The sequence below is a fragment of the Cellulomonas sp. H30R-01 genome, from assembly GCF_010119915.1.
Classification (GTDB): domain Bacteria; phylum Actinomycetota; class Actinomycetes; order Actinomycetales; family Cellulomonadaceae; genus Cellulomonas; species Cellulomonas algicola.
This window is the reverse complement of sequence record NZ_CP048210.1, coordinates 2,660,342-2,675,064: the sequence shown is the minus strand read 5'-3', so window position 1 is coordinate 2,675,064 and position 14,723 is coordinate 2,660,342. Positions and strand designations below refer to the sequence as shown.

Below are 14,723 nucleotides of genomic sequence, written 5' to 3'. Positions count from 1 at the left end.
CACCCGTCGTCGCGCGCCTGCCGCTGACGCGGTGGGCCCGTCGCAGACGAAGGGGCTCCCGGACCGGTGCGCACTCCGGCCCGGGAGCCCCGGTCTCAGCGGGTCACCCCGCGCGTCACCACGCGGACGGTGGCGGCGGGGGCACCACCGGCGGCCGGTCGTCGCACGTGATCGTGTTCGGCAGCTCCCACGGCGCCATCCACGGGCCGGTCGTCCCGCCGCCGTCGTTGCCCCCGCCGTCGACCACGGTGAACTCCGACCCCGCGGGCGTGAACCCGAAGGCGCCGCAGTTGTTGATGCCGACCGCCCCGACGTTGCGCGCGTCGACGTTCGCGAACGTCGCCGACCCCGCGGTGCGGGCCGACAGGACGGACGTGCCGGTTCCGTCGACGCGCACGTCGCGCACGTCCACGCCGGTGATCGAGTACTGGTCCTTGACGGGCCAGTCGGTGACGAGCATGAGCGCGTTGTAGGTGCTGTCGAGGAAGTGGTCGCCGACGACCTGCAGGTCGACGTCGATGCTCCGGTCGAGCGCGAACACCCACAACGCCCCGAGCCCGATGTTCCAGTTGAGCTCGTAGGTGCCCGCGCGGACGGTCGTGTTGTCGACGAACCGCAGCGACCCGGTGAACGGCTCGGCCCCGAACCGCGACCCGGCGTGCAGGGCGCTGCCCTCCCGGACGGGGTCGGCGACGAGGTTGCCCACGACCGCGATGTCCTCGCCGCCGTAGATCGCGATGCCGTTCGCCAGCGTCGGCGTCTGGACGGTGTTGCGCTCGAACGTGTTGCGCGCGTTCGTCGTGCCCTGCGCCCACATCGCGAGCGCGTCGTCGCCGGTGTTCCGGACGACGGAGTTCCGCACGACGGAGTCGGTGACGCCGGTGTGGAAGTTCACGCCGTCGGCGATCTGGTCGACGATCACGGTGTCGCTCACGACGAGGTTCGACATCGGGCCGTCGAACCACAGGCCGACCTTGGTGTGCTGGACGTACAGGTCGCGGATGGTCGAGTCGCTCATGGCACCGCCGACGCCGTTGACCTGGTCGGCGTCGATGCGCTCGCGCACGTCGCCCTGGATCGCGAACCCGGACAGGTGCACGTCGCGCGACCCGCCCTCCGCCGCCGGCTTCCCGTAGATCCCGACGCCCGTGTGCACGGAGCCGTCGGGCGCGGGCGTCGGCAGGGCGACCTCCCGGCCGCGCAGCGTCGTCCACCAGGAACCCGCGCCCTCGACGGTGACGTCGTCCACCACGATGTGGCGGTTCACCTGGTACGTGCCGGGCGGCAGGTAGACGGGCAGGTCGTGCTTCTTCGCGAACGCGATCGCCTTCTCGATGGCCGGGGCGGCGTCGCGACGGCCCGTCGGGTCGGCGCCGAACAGCACCGCGTTCGCGGCCTCGAGCCGCACGTGCGGCGCGCCGACGAGCTGCGAGTCGAGCAGGTCGATCACGGTCCACGCGGCGGTGGCCTTCTTCGGCACGGTGAGCCGCACGGTCTCGCCCGCGCGGTAGGTCCGGTCCAGCAGCACGCGCTGCTCGTCGTAGAAGTGCATGGGCCGGAACGGCGTGGTGATGGTCGGCGTCGGAGTCGTCGCGGAGGGCACGCAGCCGCACTCGGTGATCCACCAGTCCGGGTGCAGCAGCCCTGCACCCGGGTCGTTCGTGAACGGGTACTGGTTGTAGAGCCACGAGTACTGCGACGTGAGCGTGATCGTCCGCCGGTCCTTGCCGACGGTGACGTCGAGCGGCGACGTGATGCCGCCGCCGGTCGGCGCGTCGGGGATCGCGTAGCGGATCGTGAGGGCGTTCGCGGCCTTGGGCAGCCGGAGCTCGAGGTGCTGGCCGGGGAGCAGCCGCACCGCCGACCGCCCCGACGCCTCCGCGGGCAGCGTGTACGCGGTGCGGTCGGGACCGATCACCGTGCCGTTCGTCGTCGCGGCCTCGGCCTCCTGCTCGACGATGCCGAGGTCGGCGCCGCGCCCCGCGACGAGGGCCGGGTCGAGCGCGGCACGGGTGGCGGGTGGGCTCGCCGCGGGCGGGACGGGCGGGCCGGGTCGGCCGGCGGCGGTGGCGCCGGCGGACGGGGCGAGCACGCCGACGAGGGTCAGGGCGACGACGGCGACGGCGGCCGCGCGGGGCGTCCGTCGCCGTCCGCGCGCGGGGGTGGGGGTGAGCGGGGTCCGCACGGGAGCGCCTCCTTGCGCAGCCGGGACGGCTCCACGGGTGGGGAGCCGGGTGGACACACCGTAGAGACCGTACAGAACACCAGACAAGACTCCATGACAATCCGCAAGAACTTACGTGAATCACGCAAGACAATGCGGCTCTGTCGCCTCGCCCGCTCCCGCCCGGCCCGTCCGTCGCCCGCGGCCGCGGCCGCGACAGCCGGCAGCCGACAGCCGACAGCCGACAGCCGACAGCCCTGACGAGCACGAGGCTTCGCGACGGGACGGAGACATGGACTGTCTCGCCCGCGAGAGGACGTCGCATCCCGTCGTCGACGACGCCGACGAGCCGCGGGCGAGACGGGAGCCGGACCGGAGGCGAGGCGCCCGGCGCCGCCCGGTGCGGAGGGGGTCGTGGTGGTGGCCGGTGACGCACGGACTCTCCGTGCGTCACCGGCCCGTCCGGGCGGCGTGACCGGATCGCAACAAAACGGCGCCCCATCTGCCCGATGTGAGCGCTAACATCACGCTTGACCGAGGGGTCCGGTTCGCACCGAGGGTGCACGCCGCCCCGCCCGGCAGTGCCGGGCGTGCACGACCGCGGTCCGGCCAGCGTCGGCCGGACCGGGGGTGAGGTGGGTTTCTCGAGGAGGAGAAGCATGGCCAGCACGACGTTCCACAAGCGCGCGATCACGGCCGGGCTCGCCGCCCTGGTGCTCGGCCTGTCGGCCTGCGCCGGCGGCGACGGAGACAGCGGCGGTGACGAGACCGCAGGCGGCGACGGTGGGGGCGACCTCATCTCCGTCGGCTTCGCCCAGGTCGGTGCCGAGTCCGGGTGGCGCACCGCCAACACGACGTCCATCAAGGACTCGCTGACGAAGGAGGAGGGCTTCGACCTCAAGTTCTCCGACGCCCAGCAGAAGCAGGAGAACCAGATCCAGGCGATCCGCTCCTACATCGCCCAGGGGGTCGACTACATCGCGTTCTCGCCCGTCGTCGAGTCCGGCTGGGACGCCGTGCTCGAGGAGGCGAAGACGGCCAACATCCCCGTGATCCTCACGGACCGGGCCGTCGACACCGAGGACGAGTCGCTGTACGTGACGTTCATCGGCTCGGACTTCGTCGAGGAGGGACGGCGGATCGGCAAGTACGTGTCCGACACCCTCGCGACCGAGCCGATCAAGGTCGTCGAGCTTCAGGGCACGACCGGCTCGGCGCCGGCGATCGACCGCAAGACCGGGTTCGAGGAGGCCACGAAGGACAACCCGAACGTCGAGATCATCGCGTCGCAGACGGGCAACTTCACGCGCGCCGAGGGCAAGACGGTCATGGAGGGCTTCCTCCAGGCGTACCCGGACATCGACGTCGTCTACGCGCACAACGACGACATGGGCCTCGGCGCCATCGAGGCGATCGAGGCGGCCGGCAAGAAGCCGGGCGAGGACATCAAGGTCGTGACGATCGACGGCGTCAAGGACGGCATGCAGGCGCTCGCCGACGGCAAGATCACCTACATCGTCGAGTGCAACCCGCTGCTCGGCCCCGACCTGGCCGAGATCATCAAGACGCTCGACTCGGGCGGCACGGTCGAGAAGCGCATCGTCACCAAGGACGAGGAGTTCGACCAGGCCGCGGCCCAGGAGGCGCTGCCGAACCGGCAGTACTGACCGACGTCCACCGCCCGCTCCCGGGACACGGCCCTGCCCGTGCCCCGGGAGCGGGTGCCGCACGCCGGTACGGTGAAGACGTACCGGCAGGTAGAGAGGTCGACGATGACCGACACCCAGACGGCGACCGCGGCGGCGACGCTCGACGCGCCCCGCCCGGTCGTGACGATGACAGGGATCTCCATCGGGTTCCCGGGCGTCAAGGCGCTCGACGGCGTGGACTTCCGGCTGTTCCCCGGCGAGGTGCACGCCCTCATGGGCGAGAACGGCGCGGGCAAGTCCACGCTCATCAAGGCGCTGACCGGCGTCTACCAGGTCGACGCGGGCACGGTCCTCGTCGACGAGACCCCCGTGACGTTCACCGGTCCCGCGCAGGCCCAGGCCGCGGGCATCAGCACCGTGTACCAGGAGGTCAACCTCTGCGAGAACCTCTCGGTCGCGGAGAACATCATGCTCGGCCACGAGGTCCGCCGGTTCGGCGTCGTCGACTGGCCCGCGACCCGGCGCGAGGCCCGCAAGCACCTCGCGACGCTCAACCTCGACCTCGACCCGCGCTCGCAGCTGTCGTCGCACAGCCTCGCGGTGCAGCAGCTCGTCGCGATCTCGCGCGCGATGGTCGTCGACGCGCGCGTGCTGATCCTCGACGAGCCGACGTCGAGCCTCGACGCCGACGAGGTCGCGCGGCTGTTCGACGTCGTGCGCGCGCTGCGCGACCGCGGCGTCGCGATCCTGTTCGTCTCCCACTTCCTCGAGCAGGTGTACGCGCTGTCCGACCGCATGACGGTCCTGCGCAACGGCACGCTCGTCGGGGAGTACCGCACGGCCGACCTGCCCCGGGTCGAGCTCGTGCAGAAGATGATCGGCCGGTCGCTCGAGGTGCTGGAACGCCTCGAGGAGGCCCCGAAGCCCGTGGTCGCCGCGCGTGCGGACACCCGCCCGTACCTGCAGGCGATCGGCCTGGGCCGCAAGGGCTCGATCGAGCCGTTCGACCTCGACGTGTACGCGGGCGAGGTCGTCGGCCTCGCGGGCCTGCTCGGGTCCGGCCGCACGGAGCTCGCGCGCCTGCTCTACGGCGCGGACCACGCCGACCGCGGCGAGCTGCGCGTCGAGGACCGCCCCGCGCGCCTGCGCACGCCGCGCGCCGCGCTCGCGCGCAAGATCGTGTACTCGTCGGAGAGCCGCAAGACCGAGGGGATCATCGCGGACCTCACGGTGCGGGAGAACATCGTCCTCGGCATCCAGGCCCAGCGCGGCTGGGTGCGGCGCGTGCCGAAGAAGAAGGCCGACGAGGTCGTCGACCGGTACGTCGAGGCGCTCGGCATCCGGCCCGCCAACCCCGACGCGCTCGCGGGCAACCTGTCCGGCGGCAACCAGCAGAAGGTGCTGCTGGCCCGGTGGCTCGCGACGCAGCCCAGGCTGCTGCTGCTGGACGAGCCGACGCGTGGCATCGACGTCGGCGCGAAGGCCGAGATCCAGCGGCTCGTCGCCGACCTCGCGTCGCAGGGCATGGCGGTCGTCTTCATCTCCGCCGAGCTCGAGGAGGTGCTGCGCCTCTCGCACCGGATCGCCGTGCTGCGGGACCGGCGCAAGGTCGCCGAGCTCGTCAACACCGACGACGTGACGACGGACGACGTCGTCGACCTCATCGCCAGCGCGGGGACGGCGGACGAACCGTCCGGCCCGCCGCCCTCCGACGAGGTCCAGGACGTCCAGCTCTTCGGGAAGGAGGACCGGGCATGAACGTCGTGCAGTCCGTCGTGCGGCACCGCCTGTTCTGGCCGATCGTCGCGCTCGTCGTGCTCGTCGTCGCGAGCACGCTCAAGTCGCCGACGTTCCTCGACATCACCGTGCGTGACGGGCACCTCTTCGGCGGGCCGGTCGACATCCTGCGGCGCAGCAGCGTCCTGCTGCTCGTGGCCCTGGGCATGACGCTCGTCATCGCGACGCGCGGGATCGACCTGTCGGTGGGTGCGGTCATGGCGATCGCGGGAGCCGTCGCGCTCACGCAGATCGCCGCGTCGCCCGATCCCGGCTCGCTCGCCACGGTCGCCGCCGCGATCGGCACGGCCCTGCTGATCGCACTGCTCATCGGCCTGTTCAACGGGTTCCTCGTGGCCGTGGTCGGGATCCAGCCGATCATCGCGACGCTGGTGCTCATGACCGCGGGGCGTGGCATCGCGATGCTCATCACCGGCGGCAACATCACGACCGTCACGAGCCAGCCGTACAAGACGCTCGCGTCGGGGTACTGGCTGTCGCTGCCCGTCGCGGCGATCATCGCGGGCGTCGTCTTCGCGGCGACCGCCCTGGTCACCCGGCGCACCGCGCTCGGCGTGCTCATCGAGTCGGTCGGCATCAACCCCTCCGCGAGCCGCCTCGCGGGCGTCCGCGCCCGCACGATCATCTGGACCGTCTACGTCGTGTGCGCGCTGTTCGCGTGCCTCGCGGGGTTCATCCGCTCCGCCGACACCATGGCCGCCGACGCGAACAACATCGGGCTCTTCATCGAGCTCGACGCGATCCTCGCGGTGGTCATCGGCGGTACGTCGCTCGCGGGCGGGAAGTTCTCGCTCACGGGCACGCTCGTCGGGACGCTCGTCATCACGACGCTCACCCTGTCGATCACCATCCTCGGCATCCCGGCCAACGCGGTGTCGCTGTTCAAGGCCCTCGTCGTCATCGCGGTCTGCCTGCTGCAGTCCCCGGTCGTGCAGCACAGGATGCGTGCCCGACGACGTCGTACGGCCCCCGTCCCGGTGGAGGTGCCGGCCTGATGTCCACCGACCAGCTCACCCGCCGCCTGCGCGGCCGCACCCCGGCCGCCGACGCGGCCGCGCCGACGAGGCGCTGGCGCCTCGACGACCGCTATCTGCCCGTCCTCGGGACCGTCGTCGTGCTCGTCGTCATGCTCGTGGTGGCCGGCTCGCGCTACGACAACTTCCTCACCGGGCGGGTCATGGCGAACCTGCTCATCAACAACTCGTTCCTCGTGGTCCTCGCGGTCGGCATGACGTTCGTGATCCTCACGGGCGGCATCGACCTGTCGGTCGGCGCGGTCGTCGCGCTGTCGAGCATCGTCTCCGCCTGGATGCTCACGCACGGGTGGCCCGCCACCGTGGCGATCCCCGCGGCGATCCTCACGGGCACGCTCATCGGCCTCGCCGTCGGCGTGATGGTGCACGTGTTCGAGATCCAACCGTTCATCGCGACGCTCGCCGCGATGTTCCTCGCGCGCGGCCTGTGCTACCTCGTCGCGCCGGAGTCCATCCCGATCGCGGACCCGACGATCGTGGCGCTGGCGCGGACGCGCTGGGGGCCGGAGGACGGCTTCGTCCTCACCCCGTCGGGGCTCATCGCCCTGGTCGTCGTGGCCGTGGCGTTCGTGGTGCTGCACTACACGCGGTTCGGTCGCACGGTGTACGCGATCGGTGGCGGCGAGCAGTCGGCGCGCCTCATGGGCCTGCCCGTGGCGCGGACCAAGGTGCTCGTCTACGTCATCAGCGGGACGTGCGCCGGCCTCGGCGGTCTGCTGTTCGCGATCTTCTCCCGGTCCGGCTACGCGCTCACGGGCGTGGGCATGGAGCTCGACGCGATCGCGGCCGTCGTCATCGGCGGCACGCTGCTCACGGGCGGGTCGGGCTTCGTGCTCGGGTCGGTGCTCGGTGTGCTCGTGCTCGGTCTGATCCAGACGGCCATCACCTTCGAGGGCACGCTCTCGTCGTGGTGGACCAAGATCGTCATCGGCGGGCTCCTGCTCGTCTTCGTCGTCCTCCAGCGCCTGCTCGCGCTGCGCCGGACCTGACCGACCGGGCCCGGTCCGCGGCGAGACGCACCGCCGCGGGCCGGGCCGCGCCGTGCCCGTCACCCGTCCTCGGGTCCGCGGCCGGCCGCCCGCGTGAGACGCAGGTCCCGGGGTGTCGCCGCCGGTCGCTACCCTCGCCACCATGTCCGGGACCGACCTCATCGCCCAGCGCCTCGCGGCAGCGGGCGTCGACGACGTCACCGACGTCACCCCGCTCGACGGCGGCCTCATCGCCGTCGCCGGGCTCGCGCAGCGACGGTCGGGCATGCCGGTTTTCGCCAAGACGCTGGAGACGGGCGCGGACGGCATGTTCGACGCCGAGGCGGAAGGCCTGCACGTCCTGCGCGAGCGCGGCGGCCTGCGGACCCCCGACGTGCTGCACGTCGGCCCGGACCTGCTCGTCCTCGAGGCCCTCGTACCGCGCGTCGACACCCCGGCCCTCTGGGAGGCGCTCGCGCACGCGGTCGCGCACCTGCACACGTCGACGACCGGCACCCGGTTCGGCTGGCACCGCGACAACTACCTGGGCCGCATGCGGCAGGACAACACGTGGGACGACGACGGGTTCGAGTTCTTCGCCCGCCGGCGCCTCCTGCGCTGGCTGCCCGAGCCGCGCGTCCAGGCCGCCTTCGACGAGCAGGACCGCCGCGCGCTCGAGCACCTCTGCGACCGGCTCACCGAGCTGCTGCCGCCCGCGCCGCCGTGCCTCACGCACGGCGACCTCTGGTCGTCCAACGTCATCGCGACGCCGGACGGCGCGCCGGCGCTGATCGACCCGGCGGTCTCGATGACGTGGGCGGAGGTCGACGTCGCGATGCTGTGGAGCGAGCCGCGGCCGCCCGAGTCGGACCGGTTCTTCGACGTCTACGCCGAGGTCGTCGGCCTCGACGCGGGCTGGAAGGACCGGATGCCGCTGCTGTTCCTGCGGCAGGAGCTCGCGCTCGTCGCGATGTTCGACCACGACTGGGGCGCCGCCGAGCGGGTGCGCGCGCTCCTCGCGCCGTACCGCCGCCGCCTGCCGTCCCGCGTCGCCCCCGCACCGTCCGACGCCGCGGCGCCCGTCGCGCCCGCCGCCCCCTGACCCGCACGCACCACCCCGGAGAACCATGCCCCCGGTCTCGTACGTCCTCTTCCCGGGACGCCACCACCTCGTCACCGCGTTCCAGGTCGACTACCTGCGCTCCCTGCTCGACGGCCACGAGGTCGACGACGCGGGCCGCCCGATCGAGGTCGCACCCGGGGCTGAGGTCGTGTGGGCGGTCACGTCCGCGACGCACACCGGCACGCGCCGCAACCCGCTGCCCGCGCACCGCCGGGAGTCGCTCGTCGAGCGCGTGAGCGTCGCCGCGGACCTGCCGTCGGTCGTCGCCCCGGTCGCCGACGTGCCGCCGTCGGCCCGCTTCGCGAGCACCGTGCTCGCGTCGGTCGAGCTGACGACCGGCCGCCGCCCGACGCCGGAGAACACCGTCGTCGCGTGCTCGACGCCCGAGGTCGCGGCGCTGTACGCCGCCGCCGGGTTCCGCGTCGCGCCGGTCGAGGCCGCCGTCACGCCCGCGCCGCCGCGGCCGTGGGACGTGCTCGAGCGCGTCGTCGCCGACGACCCGACCTGGCGGGACCTCGCGCACCCGCAGACGGTCGCGTTCTACGACCGCTACCGGCTCGCCGAGCAGATCCGGCTCATCCACACCGACCCGACGGTCGGCTCGGAGGGCGACCTCACCGAGACGCGCGACTACCGCACCTACACCGCGGCCTTCGACGACGCGTCGGACCGCAAGTGGGCGCAGGTCGCGCCGCACGTCGTGCCGGGCACCGTCGTCGACCTGGGGTGCGCGGCAGGCGGCCTGCTGGAGCGCGCCTCCCGTGACCCGCGGCTCGTCGAGTCCGACCTGTACGGCGTCGACGTGTCCCGGCACCTCGTCGCCGAGGCCGAGCACCGCAAGGCGCAGGGGGTCTTCGCGAACCCCAACGTGTTCTTCGCGCAGCGCAACCTGCTGCGGTCGTCGGTCTTCCCCGAGTCGTCGGTCAGCACCACGATCACCGTGGCGCTCACGCACGAGATCTCGTCCTACGGCAACGGCGTCGCGGACCTGCGCCTGCTGGCCGAGCGGATCTTCCGCCACACCGCCCCGGGCGGCGTGTGGATCAACAGCGACGTCCTCGGCCCCGACGACGGCGACCGCCTCGTCGACCTGGTCCTCGACGGCCCCGTGCGCCCCGACCACGCGGTCGCGGCCGACCTGTCCGGGCGCGACCGCGCCGCGGTGCACGACCACGTCGACGCCCTCACGCCCGCCGAGCGGTTCGTGCAGTTCGCGCGCGACTTCCCGGCGCTCTCGGGCGCCGACCTCGCGGTGAAGGCCCTGGTCGCCGACGCCGCGACCGCGACCGTCACGCTGCCGCTGCGCGGCGCGATGGAGTTCCTGACGACGCGTGACTACGTCGACTCGTGGCTGTCGGAGTGCCACGAGCGGTTCTGCGACATGACGTGGGCCGACTGGGTGGACCTGCTCACGTCGGTCGGGTTCGAGGTCGCCGTCGGCTCGGCCCCGTGGACCAACGACTGGCTCGTCGAGAACCGCCTCTCGGTCGGCGCCGCGCTCCGCGACCCGGCCACCGGCGACCCGGTCGCGTGGCCCGCCACGCACCTGCTGATGGTGGCGCGCCGGCCCCGCTGACCCCGGACCGCCCGGCCGCGGCCTCCCACGCCCTCGCGTCAGGGGCGGGCGGCGAAGCGCTCCAGCAGCTCGGCGTGGCCCGAGACGATGATGATGTCGTTCTGCGAGATGCGGGTCTCGGGCGTCGCGTAGACGAAGTCGATGCCCGGGCTCTTCACGCCGATGACGGTGACGCCGTAGCGCTCGCGGATGTTGGACTGCGCGAGCGTGAAGCCCTGCGTCTCCTTCGGCGGCCGCATCTTCACGACGGTGAACCCGTCCTCGACCTCGATGTAGTCGAGCAGCTTGCCGGACACCAGGTGGGCGACGCGCGACCCGGCGTCGGCCTCCGGCAGGATCACGTGGTGCGCGCCGATGCGCTGCAGGATGCGCGCGTGCTCCGCGGAGATGGCCTTGGCCCAGATCTGCGGGATCCCCATGTCGACGAGGTTCCCGGCGATGAGCACGGACGCCTCGATGTAGGACCCGACGCCGACGACGGCGACGGGGAAGTCGCGCGCGCCGAGCTGCTCGAGCGCCTCGGGGTTGGTCGCGTCGGCCTCGACGAGCGGCACGCGCCCGGCCCACTGGACGACGAGGTCGGGGTCCCGCTCGACGGCGAGCACGTCCTGGCCCAGCCGGTCCAGGGTCGCGGCGATCGCGGACCCGAACCGGCCGAGCCCGATGACGAGGACGCCGGCGTCCTTCTTGGACCCGCGCCCGGAGGTGCGGGCGGTGTCCCGCGAGGTGTCAGCCAATGATGGGCCTCTCTTCCGGCAGCCGGATGACCCGACGACGGTTGCGCAGCGCGAGCGCGGCCGCAAGCGTCATCGTGCCGGTCCGGCCGATGAACATGAGCACGGTGAGCACGTACTTCCCGGCGTCGGGCAGGTCCATCGTGATGCCGGTGGACAGGCCGCACGTGGCGAACGCCGAGATGGTCTCGAAGAGGATGACGTCGAGCGCCTCGCCGGTGATGGCGAGCAGCAGGAGCGACGCCACGAGCACGAACGTCGCGGAGATGAACGACACCGCGATCGCGACCTGCAGGGCCTCGCGCGGGATGCGCCGTCCGTAGGCCTCGACGTCGCGGTCGCCGCGCGCCTCGGCGACGATCGCGAGCAGCATGACGGCGAGCGTCGTGACCTTGATGCCGCCCGCGGTCGACGCGGAGCCGCCGCCGACGAACATGAGCGCGTCCATGAGCAGCCACGTGCCCTCGTGCATCTCGGCGATGTCGAACGTCGTGAAGCCGCCCGAGCGTGGCATGACACCCGCGAACAGCGACGCGAGGACGGTCGCGCTGGGGTCGAGCCCGCCGAACGTCTCCGGGTTGGTCCACTCGAACGCGGCGACGATGATCGACCCGAACACCACGAGCGCGACGCTCGTGGTCAGCGTGAGCTTCGAGTGCAGGTTCCAGCGCCGGGGGCGGCGCAGGCTGCCGGCGATGTTGAGGATGACGGGGAAGCCGAGCGAGCCGACGAACACGCCGACGATGATCGGCAGCAGGACCCACCAGTCGGACGCGTAGGGGAACAGCCCGTCGGGCGTCGGCACGAACCCGGCGTTGTTGAACGAGGAGACGCCGTAGAAGATCGCGTGCCAGGCGGCCTCGCCCCACGACTCGTCGTACATGTGGAAGCGCGGCAGCAGGACCAGGGCGATCGCGACCTCGAACGCGGTCGACGTGATGATGACCGTGTTGACCAGCGAGCCGACCTCGCCGAGCCGCGTGAACTTCGTCTCCGACGACACCAGCAGCCGCTGCGTGAGGCCGAGGCGCCGGCTCACCGCGAGGCCGAGGAGCGACGCGAGCGTCATGACGCCCAGGCCGCCGATCTTGATCGCGACGAGGATGACGACGAGCCCCCACGTGGACCAGTACTCGCCGGTCGGCACGGTGACGAGCCCGGTGACCGTGGTCGCGGACGTCGCCGTGAAGAGCGCGTCGGCGAACGGCGCCTGCTCGCCCGACGTGGTGGCCCACGGCGCGAGGAGGAGCGTGGTGATGAGGGCGATGACCGACCCGAACACGCCGAGCGCGAGCCGTGCGGGCGACTGGCGGGCGGCACGGTCGACGAGCTCGCGCACGTGCCACCTCATGCCCGGCCCGCCCCGCGCCATCGAACCTCCGCCTCGTGCTCACCGGCGCCCGCCGGACGGGCCCATGCTGGCACGCCGGACGGCCCTGCTCGACACGTGCCCGCGCGCGCCGCGGGTGTCGCCCGGCGGGACCTGCTCCGCGCCCGCGACGGGCGGGTCGGATCGACACGGACGGGCGGCGGGTGCGACGGTGTCCGCATGACGTCGCGGGGGCTGCACCCACCCGTCCAGGCCCGGGTGGTGTGGTCCGCCGACATGCTCGCCTACGACTTCGGCCACGGGCACCCGATGACCTCGGAGCGCGTCGAGCTGACGATCCGCCTGGCCGAGGAGCTGCACCTGCTCGACGGGCCCGAGGTCGACCTCGTCGACGCACCGGCGGCCGACGACGCGCTCCTCCTCACGGTCCACGAACCCGAGTACGTCGCCGCGGTCAAGGCGGCGTCCGAGCACGGGACCCGGGACCCGGTGCGCGGCCTGGGCACGACGGACGACCCGGTGTTCCCCCGCATGCACGAGGCCGCGGCACGCGTCGTGACGGGCACGGTCGAGTCGGCGCTCGCGGTGTGGGAGGGGCGTGCTGAGCACGCCGTGAACGTGACGGGCGGCCTGCACCACGCGATGCCGGGCGCGGCGTCGGGGTTCTGCGTCTACAACGACGCGGCCGTCGCGATCCGGTCGCTGCTCGCGGCGGGCGCGACGCGCGTCGCGTACGTGGACGTCGACGCGCACCACGGCGACGGCGTCCAGACGGTCTTCTGGGACGACCCGCGGGTGCTGACCATCTCGGTGCACGAGAGCGGCGCGGGCCTGTTCCCGGGCACGGGCTTCGCGCGCGAGATCGGCGGCGCGGACGCGATGGGGTCGGTCGTCAACGTCGCGCTGCCCGCGGGGACCGGCGACACGGGGTGGCTGCGCGCGATCGACGCGATCGTGCCCGCGGCGGTGCGCGAGTTCCGCCCCGACGTGCTCGTGACGCAGCACGGCTGCGACTCGCACCTGATGGACCCGCTCACGCACCTGCGGGTCTCGGTCGACGGGCAGCGTGCCGCCGCCGAGCTGCTGCACGACCTCGCGCACGAGGTCGCGGGCGGCCGGTGGGTCGCGCTGGGCGGCGGCGGGTACGCGGTGCTCGACGTGGTGCCGCGGTCGTGGTCGCACCTGCTCGGCATCGCGGCGCACCGGCCGGTCGAGCCGGGGACCGAGGTCCCGACGGCGTGGCGCGAGCTGGTCCGTGACCGCTACGGCCGACTCGGCCCCGAGCGGATGACCGACGGTCGTCCCGTGCGCCTGCGCCCGTGGTCGGGAGGCTACGACCCGGCCGACGACGTGGACCGCGCGATCCGCGCGACGCGCGCCGCCGTCTTCCCGTGCTGGGGCCTCGACCCGGACCTCGACTGAGCTGACGCTCCCGCGAGCCGACGCCGCGGCGGGTGCGAGCCGGCGTGCGTCGACGCTGCGCCGACCGGGTGGAGACCGGACGGGGGAGTCCCAGGCGTCTCCTCTTTCACACCAGTCCCAGGCGGCACTATCGTGGTCCGGCACCCGAGGGGGGAAGCGCGAGAGCCCGGCGCGTCGCCGAGCAGGACGAGAGAGCCGAGCCGATGAGCGACCAGCCGGGCCGCACGCGATTCCTCACGGTGGTCGAGGTCGCCGATGTCATGCGCGTCTCCAAGATGACCGTGTACCGCCTGCTGCACTCGGGCGAGCTCCCGGCGGTCCGCGTCGGCCGCTCCTTCCGGGTCCCGCAGGACGCGCTCGACCACTACCTGCGCACGGCGCGCGTGGAGCCCGAGCAGCAGGACCACGGGCGCCTCTCGTCCTGACGTCGGGCGCCCGGGGGACGGCGCGTCGCGGCGAGGGCCGTCGATCGCGTAAGGTGGTGCCTCGGACTTTCCCGTGCGTGGGCTCGCGGCCTCTGGCCGATGGACGGCACCGCGCGTCGATCGACCACCAGCAGGGCCCGTGCCGGGCCCACACCCGGAAGCGAGTTGAGGACCCATGGGCTCCGTCATCAAGAAGCGCCGCAAGCGGATGGCCAAGAAGAAGCACCGCAAGCTGCTGCGCAAGACGCGTCACCAGCGTCGCAACAAGAAGTGACCCTCCGTCGGCGTCGTCCCTCCCGGACGTCGTCGGCGCGACCGGCCTGACGGCCGGACATCCTCGGGCCCGGCACGTGCCGGGCCCGACGTGTTTCCCCGACCGGCCCTGACCTGCCCTCCCGCGTTCGTACAACGATGTACGATTGCGCTCGCGCAGGTGTCGCAGGTGACACCGCGCGTCGCTCTGCCACTATCGGTGAGGCGAGGTCGGGGAGCGAGGGGTGC

12 protein-coding genes are annotated in these 14,723 nt (G+C 72.7%); 9 read left to right on the top strand and 3 right to left on the bottom strand.

The genetic code is table 11. The features are described from left to right. Positions 1–115: 115 nt before the first annotated feature. Positions 116–2,185 (bottom strand): glycosyl hydrolase family 28-related protein, encoded by a 2,070-nt coding sequence (locus tag GXP71_RS11960; RefSeq protein ID WP_162352820.1) that lies wholly within the window; start codon positions 2,183–2,185, stop codon positions 116–118. A 638-nt stretch (positions 2,186–2,823) separates the two neighbouring features. Between GXP71_RS11960 and GXP71_RS11955 the strand changes: the two genes are divergently transcribed. The 6 genes from GXP71_RS11955 to GXP71_RS11930 all read left to right on the top strand — a co-directional run bounded on the left by GXP71_RS11955 (position 2,824) and on the right by GXP71_RS11930 (position 10,311). Further along, entirely contained in the window at positions 2,824–3,831 is a 1,008-nt protein-coding gene (locus GXP71_RS11955; RefSeq protein WP_124343411.1) for an ABC transporter substrate-binding protein, read from the top strand. Between the two features lie 105 nt (positions 3,832–3,936). After that, positions 3,937–5,571 (top strand): sugar ABC transporter ATP-binding protein, encoded by a 1,635-nt coding sequence (locus GXP71_RS11950; protein ID WP_162352819.1) that lies wholly within the window; start codon positions 3,937–3,939, stop codon positions 5,569–5,571. Continuing rightward, the gene (locus GXP71_RS11945; RefSeq protein ID WP_162352818.1) at positions 5,568–6,605 is read left to right on the top strand and encodes an ABC transporter permease; all 1,038 of its coding nucleotides are present in this window, start codon (positions 5,568–5,570) and stop codon (positions 6,603–6,605) included. The genes GXP71_RS11950 and GXP71_RS11945 overlap by 4 nt, the downstream gene beginning before the upstream one ends. After that, positions 6,605–7,633: a galactofuranose ABC transporter, permease protein YjfF gene (gene yjfF / locus GXP71_RS11940; protein ID WP_162352817.1), complete on the top strand. Its 1,029-nt coding sequence runs from the start codon at positions 6,605–6,607 to the stop codon at positions 7,631–7,633. The genes GXP71_RS11945 and yjfF overlap by 1 nt, the downstream gene beginning before the upstream one ends. Before the next feature lie 142 nt (positions 7,634–7,775). Next, entirely contained in the window at positions 7,776–8,714 is a 939-nt protein-coding gene (locus GXP71_RS11935; RefSeq protein WP_162352816.1) for a fructosamine kinase family protein, read from the top strand. A 25-nt stretch (positions 8,715–8,739) separates the two neighbouring features. Beyond that, positions 8,740–10,311 carry a class I SAM-dependent methyltransferase gene (locus GXP71_RS11930; RefSeq protein WP_162352815.1) on the top strand — a complete coding sequence of 524 codons (1,572 nt, stop codon included), beginning with the start codon at positions 8,740–8,742 and terminating at the stop codon, positions 10,309–10,311. A gap of 38 nt (positions 10,312–10,349) precedes the next feature. On the opposite strand, the gene GXP71_RS11925 is transcribed toward GXP71_RS11930, so the two are convergent. Together GXP71_RS11925 and GXP71_RS11920 are read right to left on the bottom strand one after the other, a co-directional pair. Then, the gene (locus tag GXP71_RS11925) at positions 10,350–11,048 is read right to left on the bottom strand and encodes a TrkA family potassium uptake protein (RefSeq protein WP_162352814.1); all 699 of its coding nucleotides are present in this window, start codon (positions 11,046–11,048) and stop codon (positions 10,350–10,352) included. Continuing rightward, positions 11,041–12,417: a TrkH family potassium uptake protein gene (locus tag GXP71_RS11920; RefSeq protein ID WP_162352813.1), complete on the bottom strand. Its 1,377-nt coding sequence runs from the start codon at positions 12,415–12,417 to the stop codon at positions 11,041–11,043. The genes GXP71_RS11925 and GXP71_RS11920 overlap by 8 nt, the downstream gene beginning before the upstream one ends. Before the next feature lie 177 nt (positions 12,418–12,594). Between GXP71_RS11920 and GXP71_RS11915 the strand changes: the two genes are divergently transcribed. The 3 genes from GXP71_RS11915 to GXP71_RS11905 all read left to right on the top strand — a co-directional run bounded on the left by GXP71_RS11915 (position 12,595) and on the right by GXP71_RS11905 (position 14,496). After that, positions 12,595–13,797: an acetoin utilization protein AcuC gene (locus tag GXP71_RS11915; RefSeq protein WP_162352812.1), complete on the top strand. Its 1,203-nt coding sequence runs from the start codon at positions 12,595–12,597 to the stop codon at positions 13,795–13,797. Between the two features lie 203 nt (positions 13,798–14,000). Then, a complete protein-coding gene (locus GXP71_RS11910) occupies positions 14,001–14,222 on the top strand; it encodes a helix-turn-helix domain-containing protein (protein WP_124343403.1) in 222 nt (73 codons plus the stop codon). A 175-nt stretch (positions 14,223–14,397) separates the two neighbouring features. Next, positions 14,398–14,496: a 30S ribosomal protein bS22 gene (locus GXP71_RS11905; protein ID WP_003792170.1), complete on the top strand. Its 99-nt coding sequence runs from the start codon at positions 14,398–14,400 to the stop codon at positions 14,494–14,496. Positions 14,497–14,723: the final 227 nt, after the last annotated feature.

Excerpts from the sequence above, each read along its gene's own strand:
- GXP71_RS11955 (WP_124343411.1), top strand. The coding sequence starts at position 2,824 with ATGGCCAGCACGACGTTCCACAAGCGCGCGATCACGGCCGGGCTCGCC.
- GXP71_RS11950 (WP_162352819.1), top strand. The coding sequence starts at position 3,937 with ATGACCGACACCCAGACGGCGACCGCGGCGGCGACGCTCGACGCGCCC.
- GXP71_RS11945 (WP_162352818.1), top strand. The coding sequence starts at position 5,568 with ATGAACGTCGTGCAGTCCGTCGTGCGGCACCGCCTGTTCTGGCCGATC.
- yjfF (WP_162352817.1), top strand. The coding sequence starts at position 6,605 with ATGTCCACCGACCAGCTCACCCGCCGCCTGCGCGGCCGCACCCCGGCC.
- GXP71_RS11935 (WP_162352816.1), top strand. The coding sequence starts at position 7,776 with ATGTCCGGGACCGACCTCATCGCCCAGCGCCTCGCGGCAGCGGGCGTC.
- GXP71_RS11930 (WP_162352815.1), top strand. The coding sequence starts at position 8,740 with ATGCCCCCGGTCTCGTACGTCCTCTTCCCGGGACGCCACCACCTCGTC.
- GXP71_RS11920 (WP_162352813.1), bottom strand. The coding sequence starts at position 12,417 with ATGGCGCGGGGCGGGCCGGGCATGAGGTGGCACGTGCGCGAGCTCGTC.
- GXP71_RS11915 (WP_162352812.1), top strand. The coding sequence starts at position 12,595 with ATGACGTCGCGGGGGCTGCACCCACCCGTCCAGGCCCGGGTGGTGTGG.
- GXP71_RS11910 (WP_124343403.1), top strand. The coding sequence starts at position 14,001 with ATGAGCGACCAGCCGGGCCGCACGCGATTCCTCACGGTGGTCGAGGTC.
- GXP71_RS11905 (WP_003792170.1), top strand. The coding sequence starts at position 14,398 with ATGGGCTCCGTCATCAAGAAGCGCCGCAAGCGGATGGCCAAGAAGAAG.